The sequence below is a fragment of the uncultured Mailhella sp. genome (assembly GCF_963931295.1).
Taxonomy (GTDB): domain Bacteria; phylum Desulfobacterota; class Desulfovibrionia; order Desulfovibrionales; family Desulfovibrionaceae; genus Mailhella.
In genome coordinates this window covers 231572-258349 of sequence record NZ_OZ007001.1, presented here as the reverse complement: position 1 = coordinate 258349, position 26778 = coordinate 231572, and the positions used below count along the sequence as shown (strand labels likewise).

The 26778-nt window shown below is 61.4% G+C and carries 20 protein-coding genes; 6 read left to right on the top strand and 14 right to left on the bottom strand.

From position 1 onward, the window contains the following. Positions 1-245 precede the first annotated feature (245 nt). A complete protein-coding gene (locus ABGT79_RS01155; RefSeq protein WP_346664623.1) occupies positions 246-905 on the top strand; it encodes an alpha/beta fold hydrolase in 660 nt (219 codons plus the stop codon). Positions 906-1421: 516 nt separating this feature from the next. Here the strand turns inward: ABGT79_RS01155 and ABGT79_RS01150 are convergent. Further along, positions 1422-2642 (bottom strand): MFS transporter, encoded by a 1221-nt coding sequence (locus ABGT79_RS01150; RefSeq protein WP_346664622.1) that lies wholly within the window; start codon positions 2640-2642, stop codon positions 1422-1424. A gap of 10 nt (positions 2643-2652) precedes the next feature. Next, positions 2653-3414 carry a DeoR family transcriptional regulator gene (locus ABGT79_RS01145; RefSeq protein WP_346664621.1) on the bottom strand — a complete coding sequence of 254 codons (762 nt, stop codon included), beginning with the start codon at positions 3412-3414 and terminating at the stop codon, positions 2653-2655. A 270-nt stretch (positions 3415-3684) separates the two neighbouring features. Between ABGT79_RS01145 and ABGT79_RS01140 the strand changes: the two genes are divergently transcribed. The 4 genes from ABGT79_RS01140 to ABGT79_RS01125 all read left to right on the top strand — a co-directional run bounded on the left by ABGT79_RS01140 (position 3685) and on the right by ABGT79_RS01125 (position 9825). Next, complete coding sequence (locus ABGT79_RS01140; protein ID WP_346664620.1) at positions 3685-6735, top strand: hypothetical protein; 3051 nt, start codon at positions 3685-3687, stop codon at positions 6733-6735. 166 nt (positions 6736-6901) lie between these two features. Further along, positions 6902-7912 carry a TRAP transporter substrate-binding protein gene (locus ABGT79_RS01135; RefSeq protein ID WP_346664619.1) on the top strand — a complete coding sequence of 337 codons (1011 nt, stop codon included), beginning with the start codon at positions 6902-6904 and terminating at the stop codon, positions 7910-7912. 81 nt (positions 7913-7993) lie between these two features. Next, positions 7994-8530 carry a TRAP transporter small permease gene (locus ABGT79_RS01130; protein WP_346664618.1) on the top strand — a complete coding sequence of 179 codons (537 nt, stop codon included), beginning with the start codon at positions 7994-7996 and terminating at the stop codon, positions 8528-8530. Between the two features lie 14 nt (positions 8531-8544). Continuing rightward, positions 8545-9825, top strand: a complete 1281-nt coding sequence (locus tag ABGT79_RS01125; protein ID WP_346664617.1) for a TRAP transporter large permease — start codon at positions 8545-8547, stop codon at positions 9823-9825. A 935-nt stretch (positions 9826-10760) separates the two neighbouring features. Here ABGT79_RS01125 and ABGT79_RS01120 read toward each other — a convergent pair. From ABGT79_RS01120 to ABGT79_RS01110, 3 genes are read right to left on the bottom strand one after another with little or no spacing between them, the layout of a single operon-like run. Continuing rightward, positions 10761-11411, bottom strand: a complete 651-nt coding sequence (locus tag ABGT79_RS01120; protein ID WP_346664616.1) for an SDR family NAD(P)-dependent oxidoreductase — start codon at positions 11409-11411, stop codon at positions 10761-10763. Between the two features lie 22 nt (positions 11412-11433). Then, positions 11434-11943, bottom strand: a complete 510-nt coding sequence (locus tag ABGT79_RS01115; protein ID WP_346664615.1) for a flavodoxin family protein — start codon at positions 11941-11943, stop codon at positions 11434-11436. 11 nt (positions 11944-11954) lie between these two features. Continuing rightward, positions 11955-12752 carry an aldo/keto reductase gene (locus tag ABGT79_RS01110; protein ID WP_346664614.1) on the bottom strand — a complete coding sequence of 266 codons (798 nt, stop codon included), beginning with the start codon at positions 12750-12752 and terminating at the stop codon, positions 11955-11957. Positions 12753-12827: 75 nt separating this feature from the next. Between ABGT79_RS01110 and ABGT79_RS01105 the strand changes: the two genes are divergently transcribed. Beyond that, the gene (locus tag ABGT79_RS01105; RefSeq protein ID WP_346664613.1) at positions 12828-13766 is read left to right on the top strand and encodes a LysR family transcriptional regulator; all 939 of its coding nucleotides are present in this window, start codon (positions 12828-12830) and stop codon (positions 13764-13766) included. Positions 13767-14698: 932 nt separating this feature from the next. Here the strand turns inward: ABGT79_RS01105 and ABGT79_RS01100 are convergent. The 9 genes from ABGT79_RS01100 to uppS form a co-directional block, all read right to left on the bottom strand. Continuing rightward, the gene (locus tag ABGT79_RS01100) at positions 14699-15469 is read right to left on the bottom strand and encodes a hypothetical protein (protein WP_294487997.1); all 771 of its coding nucleotides are present in this window, start codon (positions 15467-15469) and stop codon (positions 14699-14701) included. A 123-nt stretch (positions 15470-15592) separates the two neighbouring features. Next, complete coding sequence (locus ABGT79_RS01095; protein ID WP_346664612.1) at positions 15593-16945, bottom strand: TolC family protein; 1353 nt, start codon at positions 16943-16945, stop codon at positions 15593-15595. Positions 16946-16949: 4 nt separating this feature from the next. Beyond that, complete coding sequence (locus ABGT79_RS01090) at positions 16950-18893, bottom strand: MacB family efflux pump subunit (protein WP_346664611.1); 1944 nt, start codon at positions 18891-18893, stop codon at positions 16950-16952. 312 nt (positions 18894-19205) lie between these two features. Beyond that, complete coding sequence (locus tag ABGT79_RS01085; protein WP_346664610.1) at positions 19206-20426, bottom strand: efflux RND transporter periplasmic adaptor subunit; 1221 nt, start codon at positions 20424-20426, stop codon at positions 19206-19208. 1316 nt (positions 20427-21742) lie between these two features. Next, complete coding sequence (gene tsaB / locus ABGT79_RS01080) at positions 21743-22510, bottom strand: tRNA (adenosine(37)-N6)-threonylcarbamoyltransferase complex dimerization subunit type 1 TsaB (RefSeq protein WP_346664609.1); 768 nt, start codon at positions 22508-22510, stop codon at positions 21743-21745. After that, positions 22511-23605 carry an RIP metalloprotease RseP gene (gene rseP / locus ABGT79_RS01075; protein WP_346664608.1) on the bottom strand — a complete coding sequence of 365 codons (1095 nt, stop codon included), beginning with the start codon at positions 23603-23605 and terminating at the stop codon, positions 22511-22513. Between the two features lie 143 nt (positions 23606-23748). Further along, positions 23749-25005 (bottom strand): 1-deoxy-D-xylulose-5-phosphate reductoisomerase, encoded by a 1257-nt coding sequence (gene dxr, locus ABGT79_RS01070; protein ID WP_346664607.1) that lies wholly within the window; start codon positions 25003-25005, stop codon positions 23749-23751. A gap of 104 nt (positions 25006-25109) precedes the next feature. Beyond that, on the bottom strand, positions 25110-25931 hold the full coding sequence (locus ABGT79_RS01065) for a phosphatidate cytidylyltransferase (RefSeq protein ID WP_346664606.1): 822 nt from the start codon (positions 25929-25931) through the stop codon (positions 25110-25112). Continuing rightward, complete coding sequence (gene uppS, locus ABGT79_RS01060) at positions 25924-26658, bottom strand: polyprenyl diphosphate synthase (RefSeq protein ID WP_346664605.1); 735 nt, start codon at positions 26656-26658, stop codon at positions 25924-25926. Before uppS ends, ABGT79_RS01065 begins: the two co-directional genes overlap by 8 nt. Between the last annotated feature and the right edge of the window lie 120 nt (positions 26659-26778).

Sequence of the window (26778 nt, the reverse complement as noted above, 5' to 3'; positions counted from 1 at the left end):
GAAGTGCATCTTCCCCGGGCGGATGAGCGCTTTTCCCGCAGAGCCCGACTCCGCGCGCCTCGGCGCTGCTTCTCTCCTGCCGCAGAGGGGCGCAACTTCTCTGAACGCGGATGGCCGCAACGTTTCTGCATGCAGAGGGTCGCTCGCGAAACATACTTGACGAACGCGCCGCTGCCGTGGCTCACTGAAAAACACGCGTTTTTCGCGCGCCGAACGCAAACGTCAACGCAAAGCGAGGAAACATCATGGCCGTGGTGCTTTCATACCGATGGCGAAGGAACCCCGAACGACTGCTCCGATCGTGGGGCATGGGGGCGCGCGTGCGCTCGTCGCGCGAGGAAAAGCGTTTTCTTGACCGCCTGGATGCCGCGCCCGACAACGAACTCGGCAATTTCTGCCTGGTCATGGGCGGCTTTACCGACGCCTTTTTCGGTCGGGCCTACGCCATTCTCGGCGACCTGCCCGCGCTCCTCGGCGAAGATTTCGACATCTATTACCGCGAATACGATGAAATTGCCGCCGCCCGCCGCCTTCTTCGCCGCTACGGCGGACTCCCGCGCCGCCTGGTGCTCATCGGACACAGCTGGGGCGCAAGCTCCCTCGCCCGGGACGTCGTGCCCGCCTGCCGCAGCGTTCGCGTGGATGCCCTCGTCACCCTGGACCCCGTGGGCGTGCGCGGCCCGCTCTTCCTGCCGCAGGTCCGCCGCTGGCTGAACGTCTATGTTCCCTACGACAAGGCCGCCTGGTCCCGTGAAAACAATATCGCCAGACTCGGCAGACCCTGGGAATTCGTGCGGCAGGCCGGCGTCAACCGCATCTTCCCGCCCCTCCGACACGCCGACGCCCGCGGCATGTTCCGCGCCTTCGGCGAAGGCTTCATCAGACTCGTGCTGCTGGAGAGATAGGAGAGAGGCGGGGGAAGGAGGAAACCCTTTTGAAAAAGGGCTTTCCTCCTTCCCCCGCGCCCCCATCCTCCTTCCTAAAACTTTTGTTTGGTGGGGCAGAAGAAGGGGGGGCGGGCGTTGCGAAGCGCGCGGGGCGTGTCGGAGGGCAATGGGGAAACGTGTGTTGCGAAAGGCGCGGGGAGACCTTGGGGGCGTTCTGGAAAGAGTGGGCAGGGCGTCCGGAGTGGTCGTCCGTCTGCGTGGCGGTGGAACAGCACGTTGCGAATTGCGCGGGGTGTTTGCCGGGGCGGGCGGGGCGAGTGCGCTGGTACGGCGCAGGGACTGTGCTCCGGGGCGTTGCCCGGCGCGGCGCAGGAATGCCGGCATCGAAGACGTTCCCTTCATCGCAGACAATGAGCGTCGCCTCGCGGGCGCAGGAATGTCGGACGGAACGGAGCTGCGGCGGCACTGCGGCGTCGGGATGTTGCGGGGCGGGGGAGAGGCGCCCGGCGGACGCGGCTGGCGCGGGCGTCGGGGTCAGGACGGCGTCGAGGTTCCGACCGGCGGGCGGAAGGTCCACTTGAGGGCAAAGAGCGCGAGCACGGCGGCGGCCAGCGCGTAGGCGGCGTTCATGCCCCAGAGGGAGATGGCGGCGAATCCGCCGAGAGGGCCGAGCGCCGCGCCGAGGTCGATGGCCAGCGTGTAGGCGGTCATGACGAACACCGCGTTTGAGCGCGAAGCCGCGTCTGCGGCCAGGGCGTCCGAAAGGGTGGTCATGGCGGTGCAGCACAGCTCCACGGCCGCAATCGCGGCAAGCCACGGGCCGAGGGGCAGCGAAAGGCCGATGAGCAGAAACAGTCCGGCGGCTGTCCAGCATCCGGCGGCAAACATGGTCACGCGGCCGAGGCGGCCGTCGGAGAGGCGTCCCACGAGCGGCGAGAGCAGCGGATCCCAGCCCCAGCGCAGCGACTGCATCACGCCCGCGGCCGTGGCGCATCCCGCCGTGACGCCGAGCACGGTGATGCTTTCGCCCCAGTGATGGGCCATGAGCGCGGACAGCGTGGACATGAAAAACCCCTCGATGATGAGCGTGACCGCCATGCAGGTGACAAGCACCCAGAAAATTTCCGGCGAGTGCAGCAGGGCTTTGGGAGAAACGGCGGCGTTTTTGCTTTTGCGCGGAGAGGGTGGCACGCCCCTCAGCAGAAAAAGCGCCGCGGGCAGGGCTAGGGCGGCCGCAGCCGCGCCGGCGAGCAGGGCGACGCGCAGTCCTGCAAGGTCGGCCAGAAGACCGCCGCCCAGCATGCCTGCCAGATTGCCGAGGCGGTAGGTTCCGGTGAACAGGCCCATGAAGTAGCCCCGGTTCTTCTGACCCGCCGCGGCCATGACCGTGAACAGGCCGCCCAGCTTGAGAAGCGACCAGGCCAGCCCCCACAGCACGCGCAGCGCAGCCCACGCCGCCAGCGAGGACGCGAAGGCGTATCCCACGGGAATGAGCGCGGAAAGCAGCGCGGCAAACGCGGCGCAGGTTTTCGTGTTCAGGCGCGTGTACGCCCAGCCGATGAGCGGATTGAGCGGCAGCCGGGCCAGCCGGTTCAGAGCCAGCACCACGCCCACTTCCCAGAGCGAATCAAGACCGGCTTCGCGCCAGAACACGGGGAGCGTCACGTAGAGCATGGCGTCGGCGGCCACGCAGGCTGCGGTGAGCAGCGCAAAAATCAGCACTTCCCGGCGGGACGTCCCGCACGCTTCCGGCATGACGGCCTCCTCAGGCGAGATAGAGGTGAGCGCCGGAATCCCGAATGAGACTCTGCCAGCGGGAGGGCAGGGGCCCGTCGGAAAACACGGCTTCGAGCTGGCTCACATGTCCGACCCGCACCATGGCCGGACGCCCGAACTTGGATTTGTCGCACACGAGAAACACCCGCCGCGAATGCGCAATGATGGCGCGCGCCACCGAAACTTCCCGATAGTCGTAATCGAGCAGATTCCCTTCCCCGTCGATGCCGGAAATGCCGATGATGCCGAAATCCATGCGGAATTCCTGGATGAACTGTTCGGTTTCGGGGCCGATGACGCCGAGATCGTGGGAACGCACCGTGCCGCCCGCAATGATGACCTCGAACGTTTCGTTGCCCGCGCAGATGCGCGCCACGTTAAGATTGTTGGTGAGAATGCGCAGATTCTTGTGATCGAGCAGGGCGAAGGCCACCGCCTCGGTGGTGGTGCCGATGTTGATGCACAGCGACGCCCCGTCGGGAATGTGCCGGGCGGCAAGCTCGGCAATGCGGCGCTTTTCGTCGGTGAAGAGCAGCTTGCGCTGATCGTAAATGATGTTTTCCGTGCTGAGGGGCATGCCCACGCCGCCGTGAAAACGCTGCACCCGTCCTTCGTCGGCGAGCTGATTGATGTCCCGGCGCATGGTCTGCGGCGTGACGGAAAAATTCTGCGCGAGTTCCTCAATGGTCGCGTAGCCGCGCTTGTTGAGGAATTCCAGAAGATTTTTCTTGCGGCTGTCTGCTTTGTTCATAGGCGGTCCTGCGGGGAAGTGCCCGGAGTATAAAAGCATCGGAACGCTTCCGCAAGCAGAAAAGAATATTGCGGAAAATGATTGTGTGAAAAAAAAACACTATTGACACATTGACGTAACAAAGACTACACTCACTGTCTTATTGTAGAAGAAGCGTCCGGTTTCTCGGCAGGGCAGAGCTTTTGCCGGAGAATCCGCGCATTCGTCCCGGCGGACTTGCCGCCGGTGAAGATACGCGCTCAGGCGCGACAGCGACACATGGAGAGGAGCATGTCGGTAAGTTTCTATTTTGACAGGCAGGACAGAGAAATCCTGACTCTGGTCAACAGAATACTGGAATGCCCGGACAAGGCGCAGAGCCGCGTTTTCGACGCCAATCTGCATCCGCACGGCATCAAGGGACTGGTGATTTCCCGCGTTTCGCGGGTGGCCTATGCCGTCATCAACCTGCTCACCAATCTGGAAGTCGGCCAGGCGGACGACCGCATCATGGCGCTTCAGGCCCTGTACGACGAAGTGATGAGCAGCGCGCACTCCATGCTGCGGCGCAACACGGCCCGCGTGCTTCTCCAGATCATGAAGGATCTCGTGCGCGCGCAGGATTCTCCGCTCACGCAGCTCAAGCTGGCGCACGATTTCCGCAAGGCCGCGCAGGGCACGCCGCGCGTGGTGCGCAAGATGCTCGCGCGCTATCATCTGCCGGAAATGCCGGAGGAATGGAATCAGCTTTCCTTCGACGATCATGTGTACGACGCCCATTCGCGCGGTCGCAAGACGCCCACGCATCTCATCATGGACGCCTGGATCAAGGGATTGCGCTATCTCACGGTGGTATATTCCAACTACATAGACTACGCGGCCGCCAGGGAAATTCTCGACGCCGCGGCCATCATGGGCATTCACGTGCGCGTGGGTCTTGAGGTGCGCTGTCCGTTCCGCGGGCGCTACGTGAGCATGGTGTGGGTACCGCGCGGCTTCAGCGCGTCCGGAGACTTCCTCGAATTTCTGGAGTCGGACAAGATGCAGGCCCTCACCGCGCAGGGCCGCGAGGCCGTGGAATGGCGCAAGGCCCGCACGCTCGACGCCCTCGATCGCTGGAACGAGGGCAAGCGCAGGGAACTTTCCCGGGCGTGGGGCACGGAAATACCCGAAATCAAGGCCGGACGCCTCATGGCCTGCGTGGGCCTCGGTCAGCCTTCGTTCGAGCATCTGGCCGAGTGCATGCACGGTCACGTGCTGCCCTTTGCGAAGATTCGGGCCCAAGAGCTCAAGGAACGCGTGGTTGCCGGTCAGGACGACGACGGCGCCGCCGAACGCGAGATTCTGGAACTGGAGAATCTCACGAGCACGGTCATTGCCAGAGACTGGCTTGAGGGTTCGGATCTGCCCGAAATCGGCGCGGATCAGAAGGACGTGCCCGTGATGTTCACGCGCTCGCCCGCGCAGATGGTGGAGGAGCTCTCCACCCTGCACACCGGCTACCGCCTCATTCTGAACCTCGCCGGACTCAACGTGCGCGACGTGCTCGAACTGCTCTACGACTGCGACTGCTGCATCACGCATCTGGAGCTCTTTAATCTTAAGGACTGGCACGAAGGTCTGCTCAACGATCTGCCCGCCATCAACGAGCTGCAGCGCGTGCTCAACGAAGGCCGCGGCCCCCGCATCAAGCAGATGGTGCACGAGATTCTCGACAATCTGGAAGAAAGCGGCGAAGTCGAACGGGCCGCCAAGTTCCGCAGCATTCAGAGCAACATTCCCACGCTCTGGGAATACTACCGCAAGAATCCGCTGAAAAGCCGCATCGGTTCCAATTCCGTGCGCGACAACAACGGCCGTTCCTTCGGCATGGGCTTCGTCTATACCGAAACCCTGCCTTCCCGCGCCAAGAAAACCCTGCGCGAAAATAGCGAGTACATGGGCGAAATTCCCGTTCACACCCGCATCGAGGAACGCGTAAGCTACGAGGACGACAGGGAAAACGTTTCCGGTCTCACCCGCGCCATCCGTCACGTGCCGGGGCTTCGCCACTTCCGGCAGGCCAGACATCGCGCCTGGCTCCCCGACGACAACAGCGAAATTCAGCGTCCGGGCAACGTGGTGAGCCTCGGCGGCATCAACACGCCTCCGGCCAACGCCCTGCTCGAAGACAGGGAGCCCCGCAGGGACGACAAGCCCGGTTCCGCCTATCTCAGCACCACCGTGACCAACTGGATCAAGGTCATGGCGGGCTTCATTCCCTCGGTGGCCTCCTTCCTCTACACCCAGGACTGGTGGTTCCTCGCCTGGTTCGGCACGTTCATATGGTTCGGCATCACGGGCATACGCAACATCATTCAGATGGTCGTCGCCGGCAACGGCACCACGCGCAACACCCTGCTGCGATGGAAGGATCACGTGAGCATCAGCCGCATCTGCGATTCGCTCATGTACACCGGCATATCCGTGGCGCTGCTTGAGGTCATCGTGCGCGTCTGGTTCCTCGAAAACCTCTGCGGTCTCAGCGTGCGAGAGCATCCCGGCATCGTGTTCGCCGTGCTCAACTTCGTGAACGCCATCTACATCTGCGCCCACAACATCTATCGCGGCTTCCCCCGCGAGGCGGCCATCGGCAACCTGTTCCGCAGCGCGCTCGCCATTCCGGTGTCGTCGTGGTACAATCAGGCGTTCGTGGCCATCCTGCTGCTGTCCGGCGTGGCCGATCCGCTGTTCTACACCGTGCCGAGCGCGGCCATCATTTCCAAGCTCGCCTCCGACACCGTGGCCGCCGTCATCGAGGGCTACGCCGACAGTCAGAACAACCGCCGCATGCGCCGCTGGGACTACGACGGCAAGATCTCCCGCGTGTTCGCCTGCTACACCAGACTTGAGCTCCTCTTCCCCGAAGAGGACATCCTCATCAAGCTGGCCCGCTCCGAAGGCCGCGTGGACGAACTTTCCGGCGAGGCCCGCAAGCTTGAGCTCGCGCTCATCATCAACGCTCTCGACCTCATGTACTTCTGGTACTACCAGCCCCGCGCCCAGGACGCCTTCCGCCGACTGGTGAAGAACATGAGTCAGGCCGACAGAACCGTGTTCGCACGCGCGCAGCTCGTGCTCCTGCGCGAACGCGACATCAGTCAGCTTTTCGTGGACGGCCTTGTGGGACGCAACTTCTCCCAGCCCCTGGCCTTCTATCTCGACAAGCGCCGCGACTACCTCAACGCCATGATGAAGCTCTGCCGACCCGGCCGCAGAACTGTTCAGCCGCTGCCTTCCATTGTCTTTGAAGAGCCCTCGTCGAACGCTTCGGCCAAGGAACCTTCTTCCGCGCAGGCATAAAAAGACAGGACTTCATATTGCATAACTCACGGAAGTATAGTACACAAAAGACAGACTCGCATATGCGGACAAGCCGCATGCGGGAGAGCCGTCGGCGTTGGTTCACGTCGGCGGCGCAACACAATATGCCAAGGCGGCATATCCGAACAAGTTCTGAGGAGGACTTATGAAACGCTTTGTTGCTCTTTCCCTGATCATGGGTCTGATGATCGGCGCCACCGCCATGGTCGGCACCGCCCAGGCCGCCAAAGTCATCAAGATTGCCGGCATGAAGGCCGAAGGCGAACCGGAAACCATCGGCATGCACAAGTTCGGCGAATATCTTGAAAAGCTTTCCAACGGCAAGTACAAGGTCAAGGTGTACCCCAACAGCTCTCTCGGAAAGGAAGACAAGTATATCGCCGACACCCGTCGCGGCACCATTGAAATGTGCGCCACCGGCACTCAGGTTGCCTCGTTCCATCCCGCCATGGCCATGATGGAAACTCCCATGCTCTACGACAGCTATGAGCACGCCTACAAGGCCATCAACGGCGGCATCTTCGACCTCCTCACCGACGGATTTACCGAAAAGTCCGGCCTGCGCACCCTCAACATGTTCCCTCTGGGCTTCCGCCACTTCTACACCAAGAAGCCCGTCCACAGCATTGACGACATCAAGGGCCTCAAGCTCCGCGTGCCGAACATCACCCTGTACACCACCTTCGCCAAGGAATGCGGCATCAACGGCCAGGCCATGCCCTTCGCCGAAGTCATGAGCTCCGTTGACCAGGGCGTCATCGACGGCGGCGACAGCCCGCTCTCCGACATCACCTCCACCAAGGTTTACGAAAAGTGCCCCCAGATCACTCTGACCGGTCACATCCTCGTCATCCACAGCCTCTTCATCAATGAAAAGCTGTATCAGTCCCTGCCCGATCAGGACAAGGCCTGGTTCAACGAAGCCGCCAAGATGGCCGCTGAAGACATCTGGAAGCTCGTGCAGGATATGGACAAGAAGTCCATCGCCGAAATCGAAAGCCACGGCGGCACCGTTTCCGAACCCACTCAGGCCATGAAGGACTTCATGACCGAAGCCGCCAAGCGCACCTGGACCATGTTCACCGACGCTTCCAACGAAAAGACCTACGTGCCCAACGCTCAGGCCATCTTCGACAAGGCCGCCAGCTTCAAGTAGTCTTTGCCTGTAACCGGGAGCCTGTCTTGAGGCAGGCTCCCTTTTTGTCTCTGAATCTCTGGCTGGTTCTCTGAGGTCTCTATGAGTGAATCTTCTTCTACCAGGAATAAGGCCAACCAGGCCGGCGCAGTCGCGTTCCAGATCTTCTGCGCCTGCATCTTCCTTGGCATGATCGGCCTGGTGTTCCTTAACGCCGTTCTGCGCTACTGCTTCAACTCCGGCTATCCGCCGAGCGAGGAATGGGCGCGCTTCCTCTTCATCTACATCACCTTCTTCGGCGCCATCGAAGCCTTCTACCGCAAGAAGCACATCGCCGTGGAAATGGTGGTGGATCTTCTGCAGGGCAACTGCCGCAAGGTGGTGAACATCATCGCCATTCTGCTGTCCATCGCGGCCCTCGTCGTGCTGCTTCAGGGCGGCGTCTCCTATGTGCTGATGACCCTTGACACCTACGCCATCGCCACGTACGTCAATATGTCCATCATCAACTCCACGCTTCCCATCATGGCCGCCGCAGCCATCGTTCTGCAGCTGCGCGATCTCATCACCGTCATCCGCACCCCCGCCTCTGAATTCAAGAAGAGCGAGGGTATGGATCTGTCCGAGCTTCAGCACTAATAAGAGGAGAGAGTATGGAACTTTTTCTTTTTCTTGGATCTCTCTTCGTTTTCCTGTGCTTCGGCATTCCGATCGCCATGGTGCTCGTGCTCTGCGCCATGGTCCTCATGTTCCACGCCGACATGTGGGACCCCATGACCATCGCTTCCTGCATGCTCGACGGCGCCAACAACTATCCGCTGATGGCCATTCCCTTCTTCGTTTTCGCCGGTGAAATCATGGCTGCCGGCGGCCTGTCGAAACGCGTCGTGCAGTTCGCCCAGCTTCTCATCGGCGGCGTGCGCGGCGGCCTCGGCTACGCCGCCATCGTGGCTTCTGTCATCTTCGCAGGCCTCATGGGTAGCTCCGTCGGCGAAGCCGCCGCCCTCGGCGGCCTGCTGCTGCCCATGATGAAGCAGGTCGGCTATCGTCCCGGCCGCGCGGGCGCCATCATCTCTTCGGGCGCCATCCTCGGCCCCATCATCCCGCCCAGCACCAACTTCATCATCCTCGGCTCCTGCGTGAGCGGCCTGTCCATCACCAAGCTGTTCATGATCGGTCTTTTCCCCGGTCTCTTCATCGGCCTCGCCCTGATGATCATGTGGTTCTTCATCGTTCGCCTCGACGGCTACCATGAAACCATCAAGTTCACCCGCGAAGAGAAGAAGAAGATTCTTATCGACGCCACCCCCGCCTTCATGATGCCCGTGCTCCTGCTCGGCGGCATCCGCTTCGGCGTGTTCACCCCCACCGAAGGCGGCGCCTTCGCCGCTGTGTACGCCATCCTGGTGTGCCTGCTCTGGTACCGTGAAATCGGCCTCAAGGACCTGCTCAAGGTCAGCGCCTCTTCCGCCCGTACCACCGCCGCCGTTATGATGATCGTGGCCACCGCTACCGCCATCGGCTACTTCATCACCCTCGCCGACATCCCGCAGCAGATCATCTCCCTGTTCGCTCCGTTCAAGGATTCCCCGATCATCCTGCTGCTGCTCATCAACGTGTTCCTGTTCCTGATCGGCATGGTCATGGACCTTACCCCCAACGTCCTCATCTTCGCGCCTGTGTTCTATCCGCTGATCCTGGACGCCGGTATCGATCCTTACCACTTCGGCCTCATCTTCATCCTGAACCTCGGCATCGGCGTCATCACGCCCCCCGTCGGCACGGTTCTCTATGTGGTGTGCGGCATCGGCAACCTCAAGCTGCCGGCCCTGGTCAAGAACCTGCTCCCCTTCCTGTTTGTGGAAGTCGTCATGCTCCTCCTGCTTACGGTCTTCCCCAAGCTGTCCCTTATCCCCATGGGCTGGCTTATCTGACGGCCTGACCTTGGATGAACTCTCGGGGCGACTCCTTCACGGGGTCGCCCCTTGGCGTTTAAAGAGGAAGAAGGACAGGCCAGAGCAGCGGGGCGCTGCCCCGGGATTGAGTGGAAGGGAGACCAGGCAAGAGCACTCGGGGCTCTGCCCCGGACCCCGCCGGGGGAAATAATTCCCCCCGGGCCCCCCTGATTCCGCCGAAGGCGTTGCCGTTCGGCGGGGCGGGAGCGCGGGAGCAGGGCGCGTTGCCGAAGACTCGCGGGAGAGGGGAAACGGCAGCGGTTGCGAGGCTGCGGGCGTTGTTCGGTCTGCGGACGCAGTGCAGGTGTGCGCTGTCGCGCCCACCTGCGGTGGCCGACTCCTGTCCGACAAAAGTCGGACAGTCGTGAGTAAGGAAGAGATTTCCGGATATTTTGGAGGGATCACCGAGGCCGGGCTGCAAAAGCAGACCGGAAGGCTGCTTCTCAACGCTCATGGGTCTCCGGGCGACATCAGGAACTGCGGCCGACGACAAACTTCGATGACGGCTGTTGAAGCATTGGGAGAGAGTTTGCGCTCAGCGGTAACGTGTGCGCCGCTCAGGCACAAAAAAGGGCAGCACAGTGAAGAAAGCTTCGCCGTGTGCCCTTGAAAACAGAGAGTCAGCCTGAAATAATAAAAGTTTTAGGAAAGAGGATGGGGGCGCGGGGGAAGGAGAAAAGCCCTTTTACAAAAGGGTTTTCTTCTTCCCCCGCAAGCTCTCTTCCTTTTTTTCCTTTTCATTTTCCAAAGAGGGCGGCACGGTTGAAGAATGTTTCGCTGTGCGCCCTTGAAAAGAGAGAGATCAGCCTGAAAATAATAAAAGTTTTAGGAAAGGGGATAGGGGTGCGGGGAAAGGGGAAAAGCCCTTTTTCAAAAGGGTTTTCCCCTTTCCCCGCCATCTCTTTCTCTCTTCATCAGTACACGATTTCGATTTCCGAGCGGCCCTGATAGAGGTTCCAGAACAGTTCGGCGATGTTGTTCGGCATGTATTTTTCGGATCCACCGATCAAGCCGCAGACCTGAACGGAACCGAGGTAGATTCCCTGTTCCTTCAGGACCGGATGCAGTGCCAGCACCATGGCGCGCAGTGCGGCCTTGTCCATGGAAAGGGGGAGATAATCCGCGCTGGGATACAGCGACAAGCCGCCGCCGGTAATGAGAACGGCTCCCTGCTTTTGGCGGAAGGCCTCGCAGTTCATTTCCTGAATGCAGGTGTATGCGCCGAGCACGTCGCCGGCATAGCGCTGCCGCATGATTTCCGCGTTCATGTTCTCGGCAAGGTCGGCGTCTGCCGTCGTCGTGCCGACGTTATAGAACAGAACGTCCGGCACGCCGTACCGCTGCACGGCTTCCCGCAGAGACGCGGCAAGAGCGCTTTGATCCGCGGCGTCGGCGACCTGCGTTTCCACGTCCATGCCTTGCGCGCGCAAAGCGTTCCGGTATTCGATCAGACGTTCCGCGTTGCGGCACATCAGTACCACGCGAAAATCGTGTTCCGCAAACATCCGGGCAACGGCGTTGCCCAGCCCCTTGCCTGCACCTACCACAAGCAGTGTCTTTTTCATGTGATGTTCCTTTTTTTGAAGCTTAGAGGGAAGCGCCGAGCCGTCGGGCGGCGTCCGTTTTTCCGCTTCCCAGAATTTCGCCCCGGTTCTTCCAGCCCAGATTCCGCTCATAGGTGCGGTACCATGTGACCGCCTGCGAATAGTCCGAACCTCCGGCCGTCATGAGCAGCACGCTTTCCCGCGCAAAACCCGCGTATCCCAGACATTCCAGTTCCGCATACAGGCGATCCGCCGCCGTCTTCAGCGGTCCGGTCACCGTCCAGAAATACACGGGAGATGCAAACGCCACCACATGGCATTCCGCAAACGCGGCGTAAATCTGTTCCATGTCGTCTTTCTGCACGCAGGGATTGTGGGCGTTCCGTCCTGCGTGCAGACATCCCAGGCATCCGTGTATGTTCATGTCGGTCAGATAAAACTCGCGAACCCGGTGTCCTGCGCGGCGTGCGCCTTCCGCAAAGGCTTGAATCAGTCCGGCTGTGCGTCCGTTTTTTCTGGCCGCGCCGTTTAAAATCAGAATGTTTTTGGGCATGACTTCTTCTCCTACCACCAGCCGAACAGACTCCGACCTTCGTCGAGTCCTTCGATGGTCTGCATGTCTTCCGTGCTCATATCAAAGTTCAGGGAATCCAGATTTTCCCGCATGTGCCGCGGATCGGTGCTCTTGGGAATGACCACGATTCCCTGCTGCGTGAGAAAGCGCAGCGCAATCTGTGCAACGGTTTTCTCATATCGCGCGGCCATGTCGAGCAGCTCGGGCTGCTGATGTATGCCGTGACGCCCGCAGGCCAGCGGCGACCAGCTTTCATGGATAGTGCCCAGTTGCTGTTCCAGCTCCCGGAGCTTCTTCTGCTGGCGGAAAACGTGGGTTTCCACCTGATTGACGGCCGGAATCACCGTGCAGTGACGCGTCAGATCCAAATAGCGCTCTTCCAGAAAGTTGGAAACGCCGATGGCTCGAAGCAGACCTTTTCCATAGGCGGTTTCCATGGCGCGATAAATTTCGTGCGTGTCTCCCGAGGGCTCGTGAATCAGCAGAAGATCAATATAGCCGAGATCCAGGGCGTTCAGAGAGGCGTCGATGGAGCGGAGCGTGTCCGAATAGCCGCGGCAGCCCCACAGCTTGGTGGTGATGAACAGCCGCTCGCGCGCAATTCCGGATCGCCGGCAGGCAAGACCGACTTCCCGTTCGTTGCCGTAGCATTGCGCCGTGTCTATGGAAAGGTATCCCGCGGAAAGCGCGGCGGCCACGCATGCTTCCGTCAGGCGCGGCGGCGTTTGATACGTGCCGTAGCCGACAACGGGCATGGACACGCCGTTGTTCAGAATGGTTGTTTTCATGCTTTTCCTCCGCCTGGTGTTATGATGCTGTTGTAGCGGAGAAAAAATTGACAGAGAAGATACCAAAATATTAAAATGGTTTTTAGAAAATCTGAAAACGAGGTCGCTGTGTATAGTCGGGAACTGACCACGTTTATTGCGGCGGCGGAGCAGGGGAGCTTTCTGAAGGCGTCCAGAACGTTGTACACGACGCCTGCTTCCGTCATGAATCAGATCAACAAACTGGAGTCGGAAGTCGGAGTCGCGTTGCTTGAGCGCACCAACCAGGGCGTGCGCCTGACCCCGGCAGGACGCTCCATATACACGGACGCCAAAAATATTATCAGGTTGTCGGAACAGGCTATGGCCCGTGCCCGTCGCATTGCCGGCGACGCCCGACAGACGGTTCGCGTGGGCACGTCGATACTGCGCCCATGCAGAACGCTGGTGGATCTGTGGTCGGAAATTGATGACGGCGAAATTGCCTTTTCCGTGCAGATCGTTCCGTTCGACGACAGCCCGAACAGCATGGAACTTATGCTGGACTCCCTGGGCAGAGACATCGACTGCTTCGTCGGCCCCTGCGACTCGCTCACCTGGAAGCAGCGATACAACATGCTCCTGCTGGAGCCGGTGAACTGCTGCATCGCCGTGCCGAAAAATCATCGGCTGGCAGAAAAATGCGCCCTGACCTGGAACGACCTCAGCGGAGAAACGCTTATCCTCGTCCGCCGCGGAGAATCCCTCGTGCTGAATAGCATGCGCGACGATATTGAAAGAAATCACCCAGATATAGCACTCATCGATGCGCCGCATTTCTACGACGTCGGCATATTCAATGAGTGCGAACAGCGCGGATGCCTCATGGAAACGCTGGATATCTGGAAGGGCGTCCACCCCGCCATGAAAACCCTGCCCGTCGCCTGGAACTATCACATGCCCTACGGCATCGTTTACGCAAAACGCCCCTCCGACGCCATGCGGCAATTCATAGAGAAAATTCAAAAACACCTCTCCTCAAGAAAGGCAGAATAGGAAGACGGACAGACCGGAGCATCGGAGAAGGATAGGAAGGTGGACTAGCCGGAGCAGCGGGGCTCTGCCCCGGCCCCCGCCGGGGGAAATAATTCCCCCCCCGGGCCCCCCTGATTCCGCCGACGGTGTTGCCGTTCGGCGGGGCGGGAGCGCGGGAGCAGGGCGCGTAGCCGAAGACTCGCGGGAGAGGGGAAACGGCAGCGGTTGCGAGGCTGCGGGGCGCTGTTCGGTCTGCGGACGCAGTGCAGGTGTGCGCTGTCGCGCCCACCTGCGGTGGCCGACTCCTGTCCGACAAAAGTCGGACAGTCGTGAGTAAGGAAGAGATTTCCGGATATTTTGGAGGGATCACCGAGGGCCGGGCTGCAAAAGCAGGCCGGAAGGCTGCTTTTCCACGCTCTGGGGTCTCGGACGACATCAGGCCCCCCGGCCGACGGTAAACTTCGATGACGGTTGTTGAAGCGGCGGGGAGGTCTTGCGCTTTGCGGTAACGTGTGCGCCGCTCAGGCACAAAAAAAGCAGCATAGTGAAGAAAGTTTCGCCGTGTGCCCTTGAAAAGAGAGAGATCAGCCTGAAATAATAAAAGTTTTAGGAAAGAGGATAGGGGTGCGGGGAAAGGGGAAAAGCCCTTTTTCAAAAGGGTTTTCCCCTTTCCCCGCCAACTCTTTATCATCTCGACGCCCCCGAAAATCTCAGTGCCGAGTATTGAAGCGCTGGGAGAACGTTTGCTCTCTGCGATATCGTGTGCGCCGCTCAGGCACAAAAAAGGGCAGCACAGTGAAGAAATCTTCGCCGTGTGCCCTTGAAAAGAGAGAGATCAGCCTGAAATAATAAAAGTTTTAGGAAAGAGGATAGGGGTGCGGGGAAAGGAGAAAAGCCCTTTTACAAAAGGGTTTTCTCCTTCCCCCGCAAACTCTCTTCCCTCTCTCTCTTGCTTACACTTCTGTGGCGTGGAGCCAGACCTGGTAACGTGCGTTCAGGCTTTTTTTAGTAGTGGTCCAGGAGATGCCGGCGGTATAGAATTTGTCGAGTTTGAGTTCAAAGTTTTCGATTTTGGTAAGGAGGCCTTCGACGGTATTGAGGGCCTGTTCATTAGCGGCGAGCAGGGCTTCATAGGCTTCGCTGAACTGTTCGCTGTGGAACTCTTCGACCGGGGTATGGGAAGTCATTTCGTGGCCGGTTTTGAGCAGGTAGAGCTTTTTGAATTTCGCGCATTCGATGCGGTCGTAGGACACGGAGCGGATGAAGGTGGCGAAGTCGTCGTGGAGGGTTTTGAAGGCGTTGTAGGCTGCGGCGGCTTCGGAGTTGCAGAAGAAGGAATCGCAGGAGAGCAGGAGGAAGTATTCCTCGCCGAGGAACTTCTTGATGCGGGGGAACTCGTCGGGATTATAGAGGTAGTGATCCCAGTCGGAAACATGCTTGTCGCCGTCGATGGCGCTGATGAGCAGAATCTTGTGATGCAGCAGTTCGGCGTACACGCGGCCGCCGCGGCGCTTGAGCACGGTGATGGCCGTGTTCTTGGAATGGAAATACATGGTGAGCGAGGCGATGAGGGCGACCAGGCTGACGGAGAACACGGCCACGAACACGCCGAGGAAGGTGAACGTGGTCATGCCGTAGGTCGCACGGGAGAAAGGAAAGATCATCGCGAGCGACAGCAGGGAGAGGAAGAACAGCGCATAGGAAAGATTACGGAAGGTACTCATGGGCAATTTCCTTATATCTCAATATCTCAGCATGGACGGAAAGAAGCGCCTCACCTGACATAGGAACAGATGGGGCGATTCTCTGCTGAAAAAAGAGAAAGGTCAATCTCATGAAGAATTTCTTTATCGGGACAAAATTCGTCCTCCCATGGCCTGCCAGATGGCGTTTGAGGCGGAAATAACGCCGTATTTGCGCTCCAGAACGGAGAGTCGGGAGTCGTTGCAGGCCTTCAGCGCTTCAAGCCAGTCCTTGAGTTCGTCGGCTCCCTGATCGTATCGTGCTTTGCGGTACGCTTCCACTCGCAGATCGGCGTCATATTTTTTCTTAATGTTTTCAAACTGTTGTTCAGCATTGCCCAGGGCACTGTAGTAGAGCGACACCTCATTGAGGGCAGTGGTCACGCTCTTGGTGAAGGCGAGCTTTGCGTCTTCGTAGTCGGCCTCGGCGATTTTCACGTTCCATTTTACACGATTCCAGTCGAGGAAGGGCAGCGTGAAGTTGACAAGTCCGCTGAGGAACGAGGAACTGAACAGATCGGAAGCCGAAGTCGCCGTGGCTCCCAGGGTTCCGCCGATGCTGACGGTGGGAAAGAGATCGGCGCGGGCGGCGCGCTGATTCCGGAACGCGGAGAGCAGGCGGAAGCTGGCGGCGTTCACGTCGGGCCGTGCGCCGAGCGCTTCGATAGGCACGTTGAGATCCACGGCAGGCACGTTGACCGCGAGCAGATCGGGCAGGGGCAGGTTCAGTTCTTCCTGCGGGCGCAGGTTGAGCAGATCGCGCAGGGTCTGCCGCTCTTCGCGGAGCTGTTCTTCCAGCGTGAGCACGGTGGTTTTCTGGGCGAGCAGGCTTTGTTCGGTCTGGGCGGGATCAAGGCCGTCGGTCTGACCGGCCTGGAACTTGTTCCGCATGATGGTGAGGAGCTGTTCGTAGTAGGCGAGGCTCTGGCGGCTGAGTTCCAGCGCGCGCGAGGTGTAGGCCATGCTGTACCAGGTGTTCACCACGCTGTTGACGAGGGCGAGCTTTGTGGCTTCCCTGTCCTGTTCGGTGGCGTGGAATTCCCAGGACTGCGCCGAAGCGGCGTCGCGCAGGCGGCCCCACAGATCGAGTTCGTAGGAGAGGCCGAACGAGGCGTCGAAGCTGCGCGTGGCATGACCGCTGTCGAGCGCGGTGCGGGAACCGGCGTCGCCGGAGCCGGAGAACCAGGGCACGAGCTCGGCGCCGAGCTGACGGGCCTGATACAGGGCGCGGTTCACGGTGATGGCGCTGCGGGCGAGATCAATGTTGCGTTCGAGGGCCATGTCCACGAGCTTGTTGAGGGAGGGATCGTTGTACTGCGTCCACCATTGGCGGTCGATCTGGTAGTGCTGCTGCATCTGGGCTTCGGACAGGATGCCTTCGTCGGGAATCTGAGCGTCGCGGGTGGCGCAGCCGGAAAGAAGAAGCAGGGCGGCGCACAAAAGAGCGGTGTGTTTCATGGAATCACTCCTGGGCGAGCGCGTCCACGGGATTGAGCGTGGCGGCGCGGCGGGCGGGCATGTAGCCGAAAATAATGCCGATGAAGGTGGAACAGGTGATGGCCAGCACGATGGACCCCGACGAGAACGACATGGGGAAGTCCGAGATGAAGGAGTTGAACAGCAGAACGATGCCTGCGGAGAGCAGCACGCCCGTGACGCCGCCGATGACGCAGATGAGCACGGCTTCGATGAGGAACTGCTGGAGCACGTTGAACTGCCGTGCGCCGATGGCCATGCGCACGCCGATTTCTCTGGTGCGTTCGGTGACGGAAACGAGCATGATGTTCATCACGCCGATGCCGCCCACGAGCAGGGAGATGAAGGCGATGCAGGAAATGAGCAGGCGCATGGTGGTCGTGGTGCTTTCCATGGTTTGCCGGATGCTGTCGGTGTTCATGGTGAAAAAGTCGGTGACGCCGCGGTGACGCGAGGTGAGCAGGCGGGTGAGTTCCTTTTCGGCGATCTGGGCGGAGACGCCGTCGGCGATTTTCACCGTGATGGAAGAAATGGTGCGGCTGCCGGACACGCGGGCCATGTAGGCGGTGTAGGGCGTCCAGACGGTGAGGTTGCTGCGGGGGCCGAAGGTGGCGTTGGGCTTTTTGGTGACGCCCACCACCTCGAAGGGATGCTTGTTGAACAGGATGACGGCCCCGATGGGATCTTCGCCGTTGGGAAAGAGTTCCTGCACGGTGTTGTCGTCGAGCACGGCGACGGCGCGGGCCTCGTCGATGTCGGCGCGGTTGATGAGTCTGCCGCGGGCGAGTTCGAGTCCCTTCACGCTGAAGTACTGTTCGCCCACGCCGCTCAGGGAGCCGTTGGCGGAGAGGTTGCGGTACACGAAGCTGCCGCTGGAACTGGCGGAGGGGGTGGCGCTCGCAATGTAGCTTTGTTCGGCGAGCACGTCGGAGTCGTCCACGGTGAGGGTGGTGTAGCGGGCGGAGTTTCTGTCGCCGAAGCTGCGGCCGGGCATGATGTCGATGGTGTTGGTGCCCATGGCGTTGATGCCCGCCAGAATTTTTTCCTGAGAGCCGCGGCCGAGGGCGACCACGGAGACCACCGAGGCAATGCCTATGATGATGCCGAGCATGGTGAGCAGCGAACGCATTTTGTGGGCGAGTATGGCCTGCACCGACATGCGGAAGGCTTCGGCGAGCTGATCGCGCAGATATTTCCAGGAAGCGGCGGGCGCGGCGGCGGGCTTTGCGCCCTCTGCGTTGGCGATGGGCTTTTTCCGCTGATCGCTGATAACTTCGCCGTCCTTGATTTCGATGATGCGGTTGGCGTATTCGGCGATGTGCCTGTCGTGGGTGACGAGAATGAGGGTATGGCCTTCGGCGTTGAGCTGCATGAGCAGGGCCATGACGTTTTCGCCGCTTTTGGAATCGAGCGCGCCGGTGGGTTCGTCGGCAAGGATGATGTCGCCGCCGTTCATCATGGCGCGGGCGATGGAAACGCGCTGCTGCTGACCGCCGGAAAGTTCGTTGGGCTTGTTTCTGGTTTTGCCGTCGAGGCCGAGCTTGACCAGAAGCTCATGGGCGCGGGCGTTGCGCTGCTGTCCGTCCATGCCGGCGTACACGGCGGGGAGGGCCACGTTTTCCTGAGCGCTCAGACTGGCGAGCAGGTTGTAGCGCTGGAAGATGAAGCCGAATTTTTCGCCGCGCAGTTTGGCCAGAGCGTCGGGGGAAAGGCCGCGCGTGGACACGCCGTCCACGAAGTAGTCGCCTTCGGAAGGGGTGTCGAGACAGCCGAGAATGTTCATGAGCGTGGACTTGCCCGATCCGGACTGTCCGATGATGGCGACGAAATCGCCGCGTTCGATGCTCAGGCTGACGTTTTTCAGCACCTGGACGCGGCTTTCGCCGCTGCCGTAGTGCTTGCCGATATTGCGTACTTCGAGAGTGACCATGAAAGTTCCTCTGTTCGGGGAAAGCGGGGCTTTTTGCTCTGCGCCGTTTTTGCGCGCCGTGCGGGGATTCTCCGGGGCTGCCGGAAGGGGGCGTCGGGCCCCGGCCTCCCGGAGCGGAAGTTCGGAGCGCTTGCCCCCGGCCTTCGTGCCGGGCGTCGTGCGGGGCGATGATTCCGGAGCCTCGGGCATGTCGCGCCGCATCTTTGAGCCCGGCGGCGCGTCAGCTTCGGTTCAGGCGGGGCGGCGCATCAACGGGAGCGGGCGCCTTGCGGATGTCGCAGCCTGGCGTCGGCGCTCCCGCCTGGCCCTGCATCAGCGGGGCGGCCTGCGGTTGCTGCGGGGATTGGCAAGACTGTCCTGAATTTCGGAGCTCGACATCTGCGTGGCGATGACGGACTCTCCCTCGCTGAGGCCGGATTTGATTTCGGTCATCACGTTGTTGGTGAGGCCGATTTCCACCTTGCGCACTTCCACCTTGTTGTTCTTGCCGAGCACGCGCACGGAATAATTGCCGCGGCCGTCGTTTTCGAGCACCAGACTGGGCACGAGAAGCACGTTGTCGGCGGAGGCGATTTCAATGACGTTCTGGGTGGTCATGCTGAGGCGGAGCACGCCGTCGGGATTGGGCACGCGGGCCTTGGCGTAGTAGTACACCGCGGAACTCGACGACGAACTCGACGAGCTCGACGAACTCGAGGATGACGCTCCCGACGAGGACGACGTGGCGTCGGAAAGCGTGGTGTCGCCCGGATCAATGGAGGAAATGGTGGTGGTATATACCTTGTCGGGCGCGCCGAGCAGAGTGTAGCGCACCTTCATGCCTTTCTGAATAAAAGGAATGTCGCCTTCCGAGACCTCGATTTTGATTTCCATGTCGGTGAGATCGGCGATTTCGGCAATGGTGGGGGTGGTCTGATTGGCGTTGACGGTCTGACCGGCCTTCACGGGCACGGACACGATCACGCCGTCGAGCGGAGCCACGATCTTGGTGTAGCCGAGATTCGTTTCCGCCGTGTTCACGGCAATTTCCTGCTGCAGAATCTGCGATTCCATTTCCGTGACGCTCGCGCGGGCGGCGGCCAGCGTGTTTTCGGCGTCTTCCAGATTGGCGCGCGAGGTGGAATCGCTTTTTCTCAGCTTCACTTCGCGGTCGTACTGCGTCTGCGCCACCTTGAGCGCAATCTTGCGCGACTCAAGCTGCGCCTGATACGTCTTGAGCAAAGCGCGGGCGGTGTCGAGATCGTTCTGCCGCGTGGTGGGATCAATCTGCGCAATAAGCTCGCCTTCCTTCACCTTCTGACCGATCACCGCGTTCAGCTCCATGATCTTGCCCGAAGCCTGCGAACCTACCGTGACCAGCTGCACGGCGTCCACCTCGCCCGTGGCGTTGACCGTCTTGCGAATGCTGCCCCGCACGACGGTTTCCGTAAGATAGTGAATCTGCGAGGCATTGCTGCGCTGCATGTGCCACCAGTAGCCGCCGACGCCCGCAAGCGCAATCAGAATAACAGGAATGAGGAGCTTTTTGTTCATGGAAAGGCTCACTTTGCAATGTTCAACATGAAATGACGGAACCACTCCGCAAAAAAGGATATAAACAAAAAATGCGCCGCTGGTAAATGAAACTTTGTTTCAAATCATTGCACCCGCCCCGCCCGGCTGCTCCAGCCCCGCAGCGCCGCCCCGGCCCTCTGCCAAATCCCCTGTGTTTTCAACCCATAACACTGTAACACACAGAAACATTTTTTCAGAAAGGCAGAAAAGGCAGGAAAGGCAGGAAAGGCAGGAAAGGCATGCGGGGGAAATAATTCCCCCCGCACCCCCCTGATTCTGCTTCGCAGCTAACGCTGCTTCAGCAGGACAGGGTGAACGGGAAGATTATGGCCGAGGCAAAGGGCGAAGGGGGGGGCAGCCGGAAGGCCGCTTCTCAACGCTCGGGGGCCCCGGGCGACGTCAGGAGCCCGGCCGACGGCAGGCGCGTAGCCGGAATTCACTTCCGGCGTTAAACGCAGCCGCCGTCGTGCAGGTTTTGCAGTCCGTACAGTGTGTCTTGCGCAAACGGGGCTGTGCGCTTTTCGGAAGTCTGCAAGGTCAGAAATAATTCCCCCCGCACCCCCCTGATTCTGCTTCGCAGCTAACGCTGCTTCAGCAGGACAGGGTGAACGGGAAGATTATGGCCGAGGCAAAGGGCGAAGGGGGGGCAGCCGGAAGGCCGCTTCTCAACGCTCGGGGGCCCCGGGCGACGTCAGGAGCCCGGCCGACGGCAGGAGCGTAGCCGGAATTCACTTCCGGCGTTAACGCAGCCGCCGTCGTGCAGGTTTTGCAGTCCGTACAGTGTGTCTTGTGCAAACGGGGCTGTGCGTTTTTCGGAAGTCTGCAAGGTCAGAAATAATTCCCCCCGCGCCCCCCCCTGATTCTGCCTCCCGGCTTCGCCGGTTCGGCAGGGCGGGAGTTCAGGGGCAGGGAGAGTTGCCGAAGCGATGTCCGGCAGGGCAGGCTGCGAGGCTCGGGAGTGCTTGGCGTGCGCGGTTCGGTCTGCTGCCTCAGTGCAGGTGTGTCCTTTCGGACCCACCTGCGGTGGCCGACTCCTGTCCGGCCTGCGCCGGACAGTCGTGATTAAGGAAGGATTTCCAGATGTTGAGGAAGAGGATGCAAGGTGGGGGAATAGACGATGGAATGGTAAGGGCCGCAGTGATGGAATGGAGGGGGAACGTCGTAGGGATTTTGCGGAGGGATAAATTTTCTCCGTTCCCCAAAAAATCTGCGGGACGGACCCGCCAGGGTTCGTCCCGCAAATTATGGGGGTTCGGGGGAGATTATCTCCCCCGATGCCTTTTCTGCCTTTCCTTTCACTCAGCGAGGGGGGCGTGGGTGAGGCGATGGAGTTCCTGGTGGGCGATTTCGGGGGTACGGCCCTGGCTGCGGGCGATGGCGTCGAGGTTTTCGACGGCGTCGCAGTCGCGGAGGTAGAGGGGGGGGATATCGGCGTCGGTCTGGGTATCCCAGTTGATGTGTTGTTCCAGGGCGACGAGGGCGTCGAAGGAGGGGGCGGTTTGATTGATGAGGAGTCGTGCGGCGGGGAGGGCGCTGCGCAGACACTCGGGGTTGCTGGTGAGGGCGCTGCCGATGACGAAGGCGGGGGAGCCGAGGTCGATGCCCTGGGGCAGCGGGGGAATGGGCATGAGGAAGGTGTTGTCGACGGGCTGGGGAATGCCGTTTTCATCGGCGCGGAAGCGGGCGACGTAGGCGAGTCCCTTGCGGGCGTTGGTGAGGGCGAGGACTTCTTCGCCGGGGAGGGCGGGAGCGGAAGCGGCGAGGCACTGGAGGTAGTTGAGGCCGGCCTGTTTGGCGTTCAGGGCGCGGGCGAGGCCGGATGCGGTGGTGAGGCCGATGCGCAGGCCGGTGAAGTTGCCGGGGCCGGCCACGCAGGCAATGCGGCGGATGGCCGCAGGGGCCGTGCCGAGTCGGGAGCAGGCTTCGCGCAGGGCGGGGGCGAGCAGTTCGGTGCCGCCGCGCTGTGCAAGCCAGTTCTGCCCGCAGAGCAGAGCGCCGTTTTCGCACAGCGCGAACTGGACGCGCTTTTCCGCAGTATTCAGAATAAGAGTAAGTTCACGCATTTATTTGAACCAGCGCATAACGTCGTTGAAGGTGGCGAAAATCATGAGGGCGATGAGCAGGCTTGCGCCCACGCGCATGGACCATTCCTGCACTTTTTCGGGCACGGGGCGGCGCACGATGATTTCCACGATGCAGAACAGGATGGCTCCGCCGTCGAGCACGGGAATGGGGAAGAGGTTGAGCAGGCCGAGGTTGACGCTGATGAGGGCGGTGAGCAGCAGCAGGGGCACGATGCCGGCTTCTGCCTGCTGGCCGAGCATCTGGGCGATGAGAATGGGGCCGCCCACGGAATCGGCGGACACGGAACCGGTGATCATTTTTTTCACGCCGGTGAGGGTGACGTCGATCATGTTCCAGGTCTGGCGCAGGCCGAGGGCCGCGGATTCAAGGAAGTTCTTGGGCTCGTAGCGCACCGCGCCGGAGGCCTGCACGCCGATGAGCCAGGCGATTTCCTTTTCGCCGAAGATGTTGGCGCGTTCGCTGCGGGTGGGAGTCATGTCGAAGGAGAGGGGCTCGCCGTTGCGCAGCACGTCCACTTTGAGGGTGCGGCCGCCGGAAGCGCCCACGGTTTCGGGCACCTGGGACCAGCGGTCGATTTTGACGCCGTCGATGGCGGTGATGATGTCGCCGGGGAGCATGCCCGCCTGCATGGCGGCGCTGTTCTGCACGATGGCTCCGGCCTGCGGGAGCGGAATGGCGAGGCCGGTACTGAGGGTGAGGCCCCAGTAGATGATCCAGGCGATGACGAGGTTCATGAACGGCCCGGCAAAGGCAATGATGAGCCGCTGCCAGGCGGGTCTGTTGTTCACGGCCTCTTCCTGGGTGAAGCCGAGGCTTTCCACTTCGTTGCTGTACTCGCCCACGCCCGACACGTAGCCGCCGAAGGGCAGCCAGGAGAGGCGATATTCGGTTTTGCCGCGCTTGAAGCTGCACAGCTTCGGCCCCATGCCGATGGAAAAGGTGATGACGCCTACCTTGAACGCGCGGAAGGCGAGAAAATGGCCGAGTTCATGAAAGAAGATGAGTCCGCCGAACACCAGCACCACGGCGAGGGCGGCATCCCAGTAGGAAAGATAATGGAGTAGTGACTGCATGGTTTCCCGATGGGGCGGAGAGTGTCCGCTCCGTTGAGGTTGAACGGACTGCGGCGGGAGCGCAGTGCTGTTTGCGCCGCAGGCGATGTTCCGGCGCGGCCGCAGGGCGGGTATGCGCCTCGCCTGCGGGGGAACGCTCGAGGTCAGGGCCGCCAGGCTTCCGCCTTGCGGCGGGTGGCGTTGTCGGTTTGTTCCACGGCCTCCACGGCGCGGGCCGCCTGCGGAGCAAGGGGGCCGTCGTCGAGGTCGAAGTTCTGCCTGTCGGAGGCGTCGTCGAGCATGTCGCGCACCAGAGCCGGAATGTCGGTGAAGCCGATGTCTCCGGCAAGGAAGCGCGCCACGGCCACTTCGTTGGCGGCGTTGAGCTCCACGGTGTGGCCCTGGGCCAGGGCGCGGCGCGCCAGATCGAGGCAGGGGAAGAGATCGAGACGCGGCTCCTCGAAGGTGAGGGTGCCGATTTTGGCGAGATCGAGAGGCCGGATGCCCGTAACTCTTCCGTCAGGAAGATAAGGCCAGGAAAGGCAGTCGGCAATAGGCACGCGCATGTCCGGCACGGCGAAATGTCCCATGAGGGCTCCGTCGGCGAGTTCCACGAGCGAATGCACGATGGACTGCGGATGCACCACCACCACGACGTCGCGCGCGGGCATGTGGTAGAGGTGGCAGGCCTCGATGATTTCCAGCCCCTTGTTCATGAGGGTGGCGGAATCAATGGTGATTTTTGCGCCCATGGACCAGTTGGGATGTTTGAGGGCGTCTTCGGGGCGGACGTTTTTGAGAAATGCGGCGTCTTTGGTGCGGAAGGGGCCGCCCGAAGCCGTGAGCACAAGGCGGGCGATGTCGTTTTCGCCGCGGCCGACCATGCCCTCGAACAGGGCGAAGTGTTCGGAATCCACGGGAAGGATGACCGCGCCGGTGCGGCGGCAGATGTTGCGGATGAGATCGCCCGCGAGCACCAGCGATTCCTTGTTGGCGAGGCAGATGGTCTTGCCTGCCGCGGCGGCGGCCACGGTGGCGCGCAGGCCTGCCGCGCCCACCTGGGCGGAGAGCACCATGTCCACGTCGTCGAGGGCGGCGAGGGCGGCGTAGCCTTCCTGACCCCAGACTATTTCGGGCCGGTAGGAGGAAGGAAGCAGGGCGGCGAGGGCGTCCACGCCGTGGGGGCCGTCCTTTTCCAGCACGGCGAGGCAGGGGGGACGCCAGGCTTCCGCCTGCTTCGCGAGCAGGGCGATGTTTCTTCCTGCGGCAAGCGCGCGCACCTCGAAACGGCCGGAGTCGCGCCAGGCGTCCAGCACGCGCAGGGTGCTGGTGCCTATGGAACCGGTGCAGCCCATGAGGGCCACGCGGCGGGGAAAGGGCAGGGCGTCGAGTTCGCCGGGAATCTTGCTGATGTACTTCATGAAAGAGCGCTTGTTGGAAAGGTCGGCGCAAAGGCGCTGCCGAAAAAAGGGCAGGCGTTTTCCGAACGGGCCGGAAAACGCCGGAAAGAGTTGTCGTCTGCCGACTACTGGGCGGCCTGGGCGAAGAACGGATACAGGGCCGAGGCGGCGGCGTAGGTTCCCACGCAGAAGGAAATGCTGTCGAGCCTGTCGAGCACGCCGCCGTGACCGGGCAGCAGGTGGCTGGAATCCTTGACGTTGACGGCGCGCTTCAGGGCGGATTCAAAGAAGTCGCCAAGCTGCGCCATGACGCCCATGCCCGCGCCGAGGGCGGCAAAGGCCCAGAGGGGGGCGCTGCCGAGGGAGAGGCCCATGCCGCAGGCCACGACGATGGAGGCCAGAAGTCCGGCAATGGAGCCTTCCATGCTCTTCTTGGGGCTGACGCCGGGCCAGATGGGATGTTTGCCGAAGCTCACGCCGGCAAAGTAGGCGGCCATGTCGGAAGCGGCGGGCAGCAGCACGACGAAGAGCTGTTCCCAGCGGGTGAAGTGCATGGCCGGGGCGAGCAGCAGAGGAATGTAGAACACGCCGCAGATCATGACGGCGGCGCGGCGCAGCGGATCCAGCGATTTTTCGCGGCTCCATGCGACGAGGGCGTAGATGGCGGCGAGCATGGCGCACACGGCGAGCGCGGGCTCGGAGGGCAGAGAGAAGGCGCTTGCGGCGAGAAAGACGAGGCCGAGCGCGAGGCCGAGGATTTTCATGCCCCATCCGCCGGAGGGCTGGAACAGGAAGAGAAATTCGCCCAGACCCACGAGGGAGAGCAGCGCGACCAGGCCGGAAACGTACCATCCGCCCATGACCCATGCCGCAATGAGCACGACGGCGAGCACGGCGGCGGTGATGAGCCGCAGGCCGAGTCCCGCGGCGCGAAACTTGTCATTCATAGCATTTTCCTTCTGTAGCCGAGTGGAGCTGCTCGCTGGTTCTGCCGAAGCGGCGGGTGCGTCCGGCGTAGCTGCCGAGGGCCTTGTTGAGTTCTTCCGGACCGAAGTCCGGCCAGAGCACGGGGCTGAAGTAGAATTCGGCATAGGCGCTCTGGAAGAGCAGGAAATTGCTGAGACGCTCTTCCCCGCTGGTGCGTATGACGAGATCCGGATCGGGCGTGTTCGGCGCGTAGAGGTAGGAGCGGAACGTTGCTTCGTCGAGCTCTTCGGGGCGCAGCCCGTCGGCGATGGCGCGGCGCGCGGCCTGAAGAATTTCTTCCCGGCCGGAATAGCTGATGGCCAGCGTGAACACCATGCCTCGGTTGGACGCGGTTTTTCTGAGCGCGTAGTCGAGAGCCTGACGCACGGCAAAGGGCAGATCCCTTTTGTCGCCTATGAAGTCGAGGCGGATGTCCTGCGCCATGAGTTCGGGCATCTCTTCGCGTATGAAGCGCAGAAACAGCTCGAAGAGAAAGCTGACTTCCTTTTCGGGCCGCCGCCAGTTTTCCTTGGAAAAGGCGTACACGGTCACGTAGCCTATGCCCCTGTTCCGACATTCGCGCACGAGGGTGCGCACGGCGTCCACGCCGGCGAGGTGTCCCTGCGAGCGGGGCAGACCGCGTTCCTTCGCCCAGCGGCCGTTTCCGTCCATGATGACCGCAATGTGCTGCGGCAGTTGATCTTCCATGCGCCATCCATGATGTCGAAAAGCCGGGCCGGACCATGCCGCCCGGCTCTTCCGCACAGGATTTCCGCCCGACGAAGTCCGCGCGACGCCCCCTGTCTTCGAGGCGTCGGCGGACTTTGA

What these genes read in the sequence shown, in the direction of transcription:
- ABGT79_RS01155 (WP_346664623.1), top strand. Translation starts at nt 246, where the DNA reads ATGGCCGTGGTGCTTTCATACCGATGGCGAAGGAACCCCGAACGACTG.
- ABGT79_RS01085 (WP_346664610.1), bottom strand. Translation starts at nt 20,426, where the DNA reads ATGAACAAAAAGCTCCTCATTCCTGTTATTCTGATTGCGCTTGCGGGC.
- ABGT79_RS01095 (WP_346664612.1), bottom strand. Translation starts at nt 16,945, where the DNA reads ATGAAACACACCGCTCTTTTGTGCGCCGCCCTGCTTCTTCTTTCCGGC.
- tsaB (WP_346664609.1), bottom strand. Translation starts at nt 22,510, where the DNA reads ATGCGTGAACTTACTCTTATTCTGAATACTGCGGAAAAGCGCGTCCAG.
- ABGT79_RS01120 (WP_346664616.1), bottom strand. Translation starts at nt 11,411, where the DNA reads ATGAAAAAGACACTGCTTGTGGTAGGTGCAGGCAAGGGGCTGGGCAAC.
- ABGT79_RS01065 (WP_346664606.1), bottom strand. Translation starts at nt 25,931, where the DNA reads ATGAATGACAAGTTTCGCGCCGCGGGACTCGGCCTGCGGCTCATCACC.
- ABGT79_RS01135 (WP_346664619.1), top strand. Translation starts at nt 6,902, where the DNA reads ATGAAACGCTTTGTTGCTCTTTCCCTGATCATGGGTCTGATGATCGGC.
- ABGT79_RS01090 (WP_346664611.1), bottom strand. Translation starts at nt 18,893, where the DNA reads ATGGTCACTCTCGAAGTACGCAATATCGGCAAGCACTACGGCAGCGGC.
- ABGT79_RS01110 (WP_346664614.1), bottom strand. Translation starts at nt 12,752, where the DNA reads ATGAAAACAACCATTCTGAACAACGGCGTGTCCATGCCCGTTGTCGGC.
- rseP (WP_346664608.1), bottom strand. Translation starts at nt 23,605, where the DNA reads ATGCAGTCACTACTCCATTATCTTTCCTACTGGGATGCCGCCCTCGCC.
- ABGT79_RS01125 (WP_346664617.1), top strand. Translation starts at nt 8,545, where the DNA reads ATGGAACTTTTTCTTTTTCTTGGATCTCTCTTCGTTTTCCTGTGCTTC.
- ABGT79_RS01145 (WP_346664621.1), bottom strand. Translation starts at nt 3,414, where the DNA reads ATGAACAAAGCAGACAGCCGCAAGAAAAATCTTCTGGAATTCCTCAAC.
- dxr (WP_346664607.1), bottom strand. Translation starts at nt 25,005, where the DNA reads ATGAAGTACATCAGCAAGATTCCCGGCGAACTCGACGCCCTGCCCTTT.
- uppS (WP_346664605.1), bottom strand. Translation starts at nt 26,658, where the DNA reads ATGGAAGATCAACTGCCGCAGCACATTGCGGTCATCATGGACGGAAAC.
- ABGT79_RS01130 (WP_346664618.1), top strand. Translation starts at nt 7,994, where the DNA reads ATGAGTGAATCTTCTTCTACCAGGAATAAGGCCAACCAGGCCGGCGCA.
- ABGT79_RS01115 (WP_346664615.1), bottom strand. Translation starts at nt 11,943, where the DNA reads ATGCCCAAAAACATTCTGATTTTAAACGGCGCGGCCAGAAAAAACGGA.
- ABGT79_RS01140 (WP_346664620.1), top strand. Translation starts at nt 3,685, where the DNA reads ATGTCGGTAAGTTTCTATTTTGACAGGCAGGACAGAGAAATCCTGACT.
- ABGT79_RS01100 (WP_294487997.1), bottom strand. Translation starts at nt 15,469, where the DNA reads ATGAGTACCTTCCGTAATCTTTCCTATGCGCTGTTCTTCCTCTCCCTG.
- ABGT79_RS01150 (WP_346664622.1), bottom strand. Translation starts at nt 2,642, where the DNA reads ATGCCGGAAGCGTGCGGGACGTCCCGCCGGGAAGTGCTGATTTTTGCG.
- ABGT79_RS01105 (WP_346664613.1), top strand. Translation starts at nt 12,828, where the DNA reads ATGGTTTTTAGAAAATCTGAAAACGAGGTCGCTGTGTATAGTCGGGAA.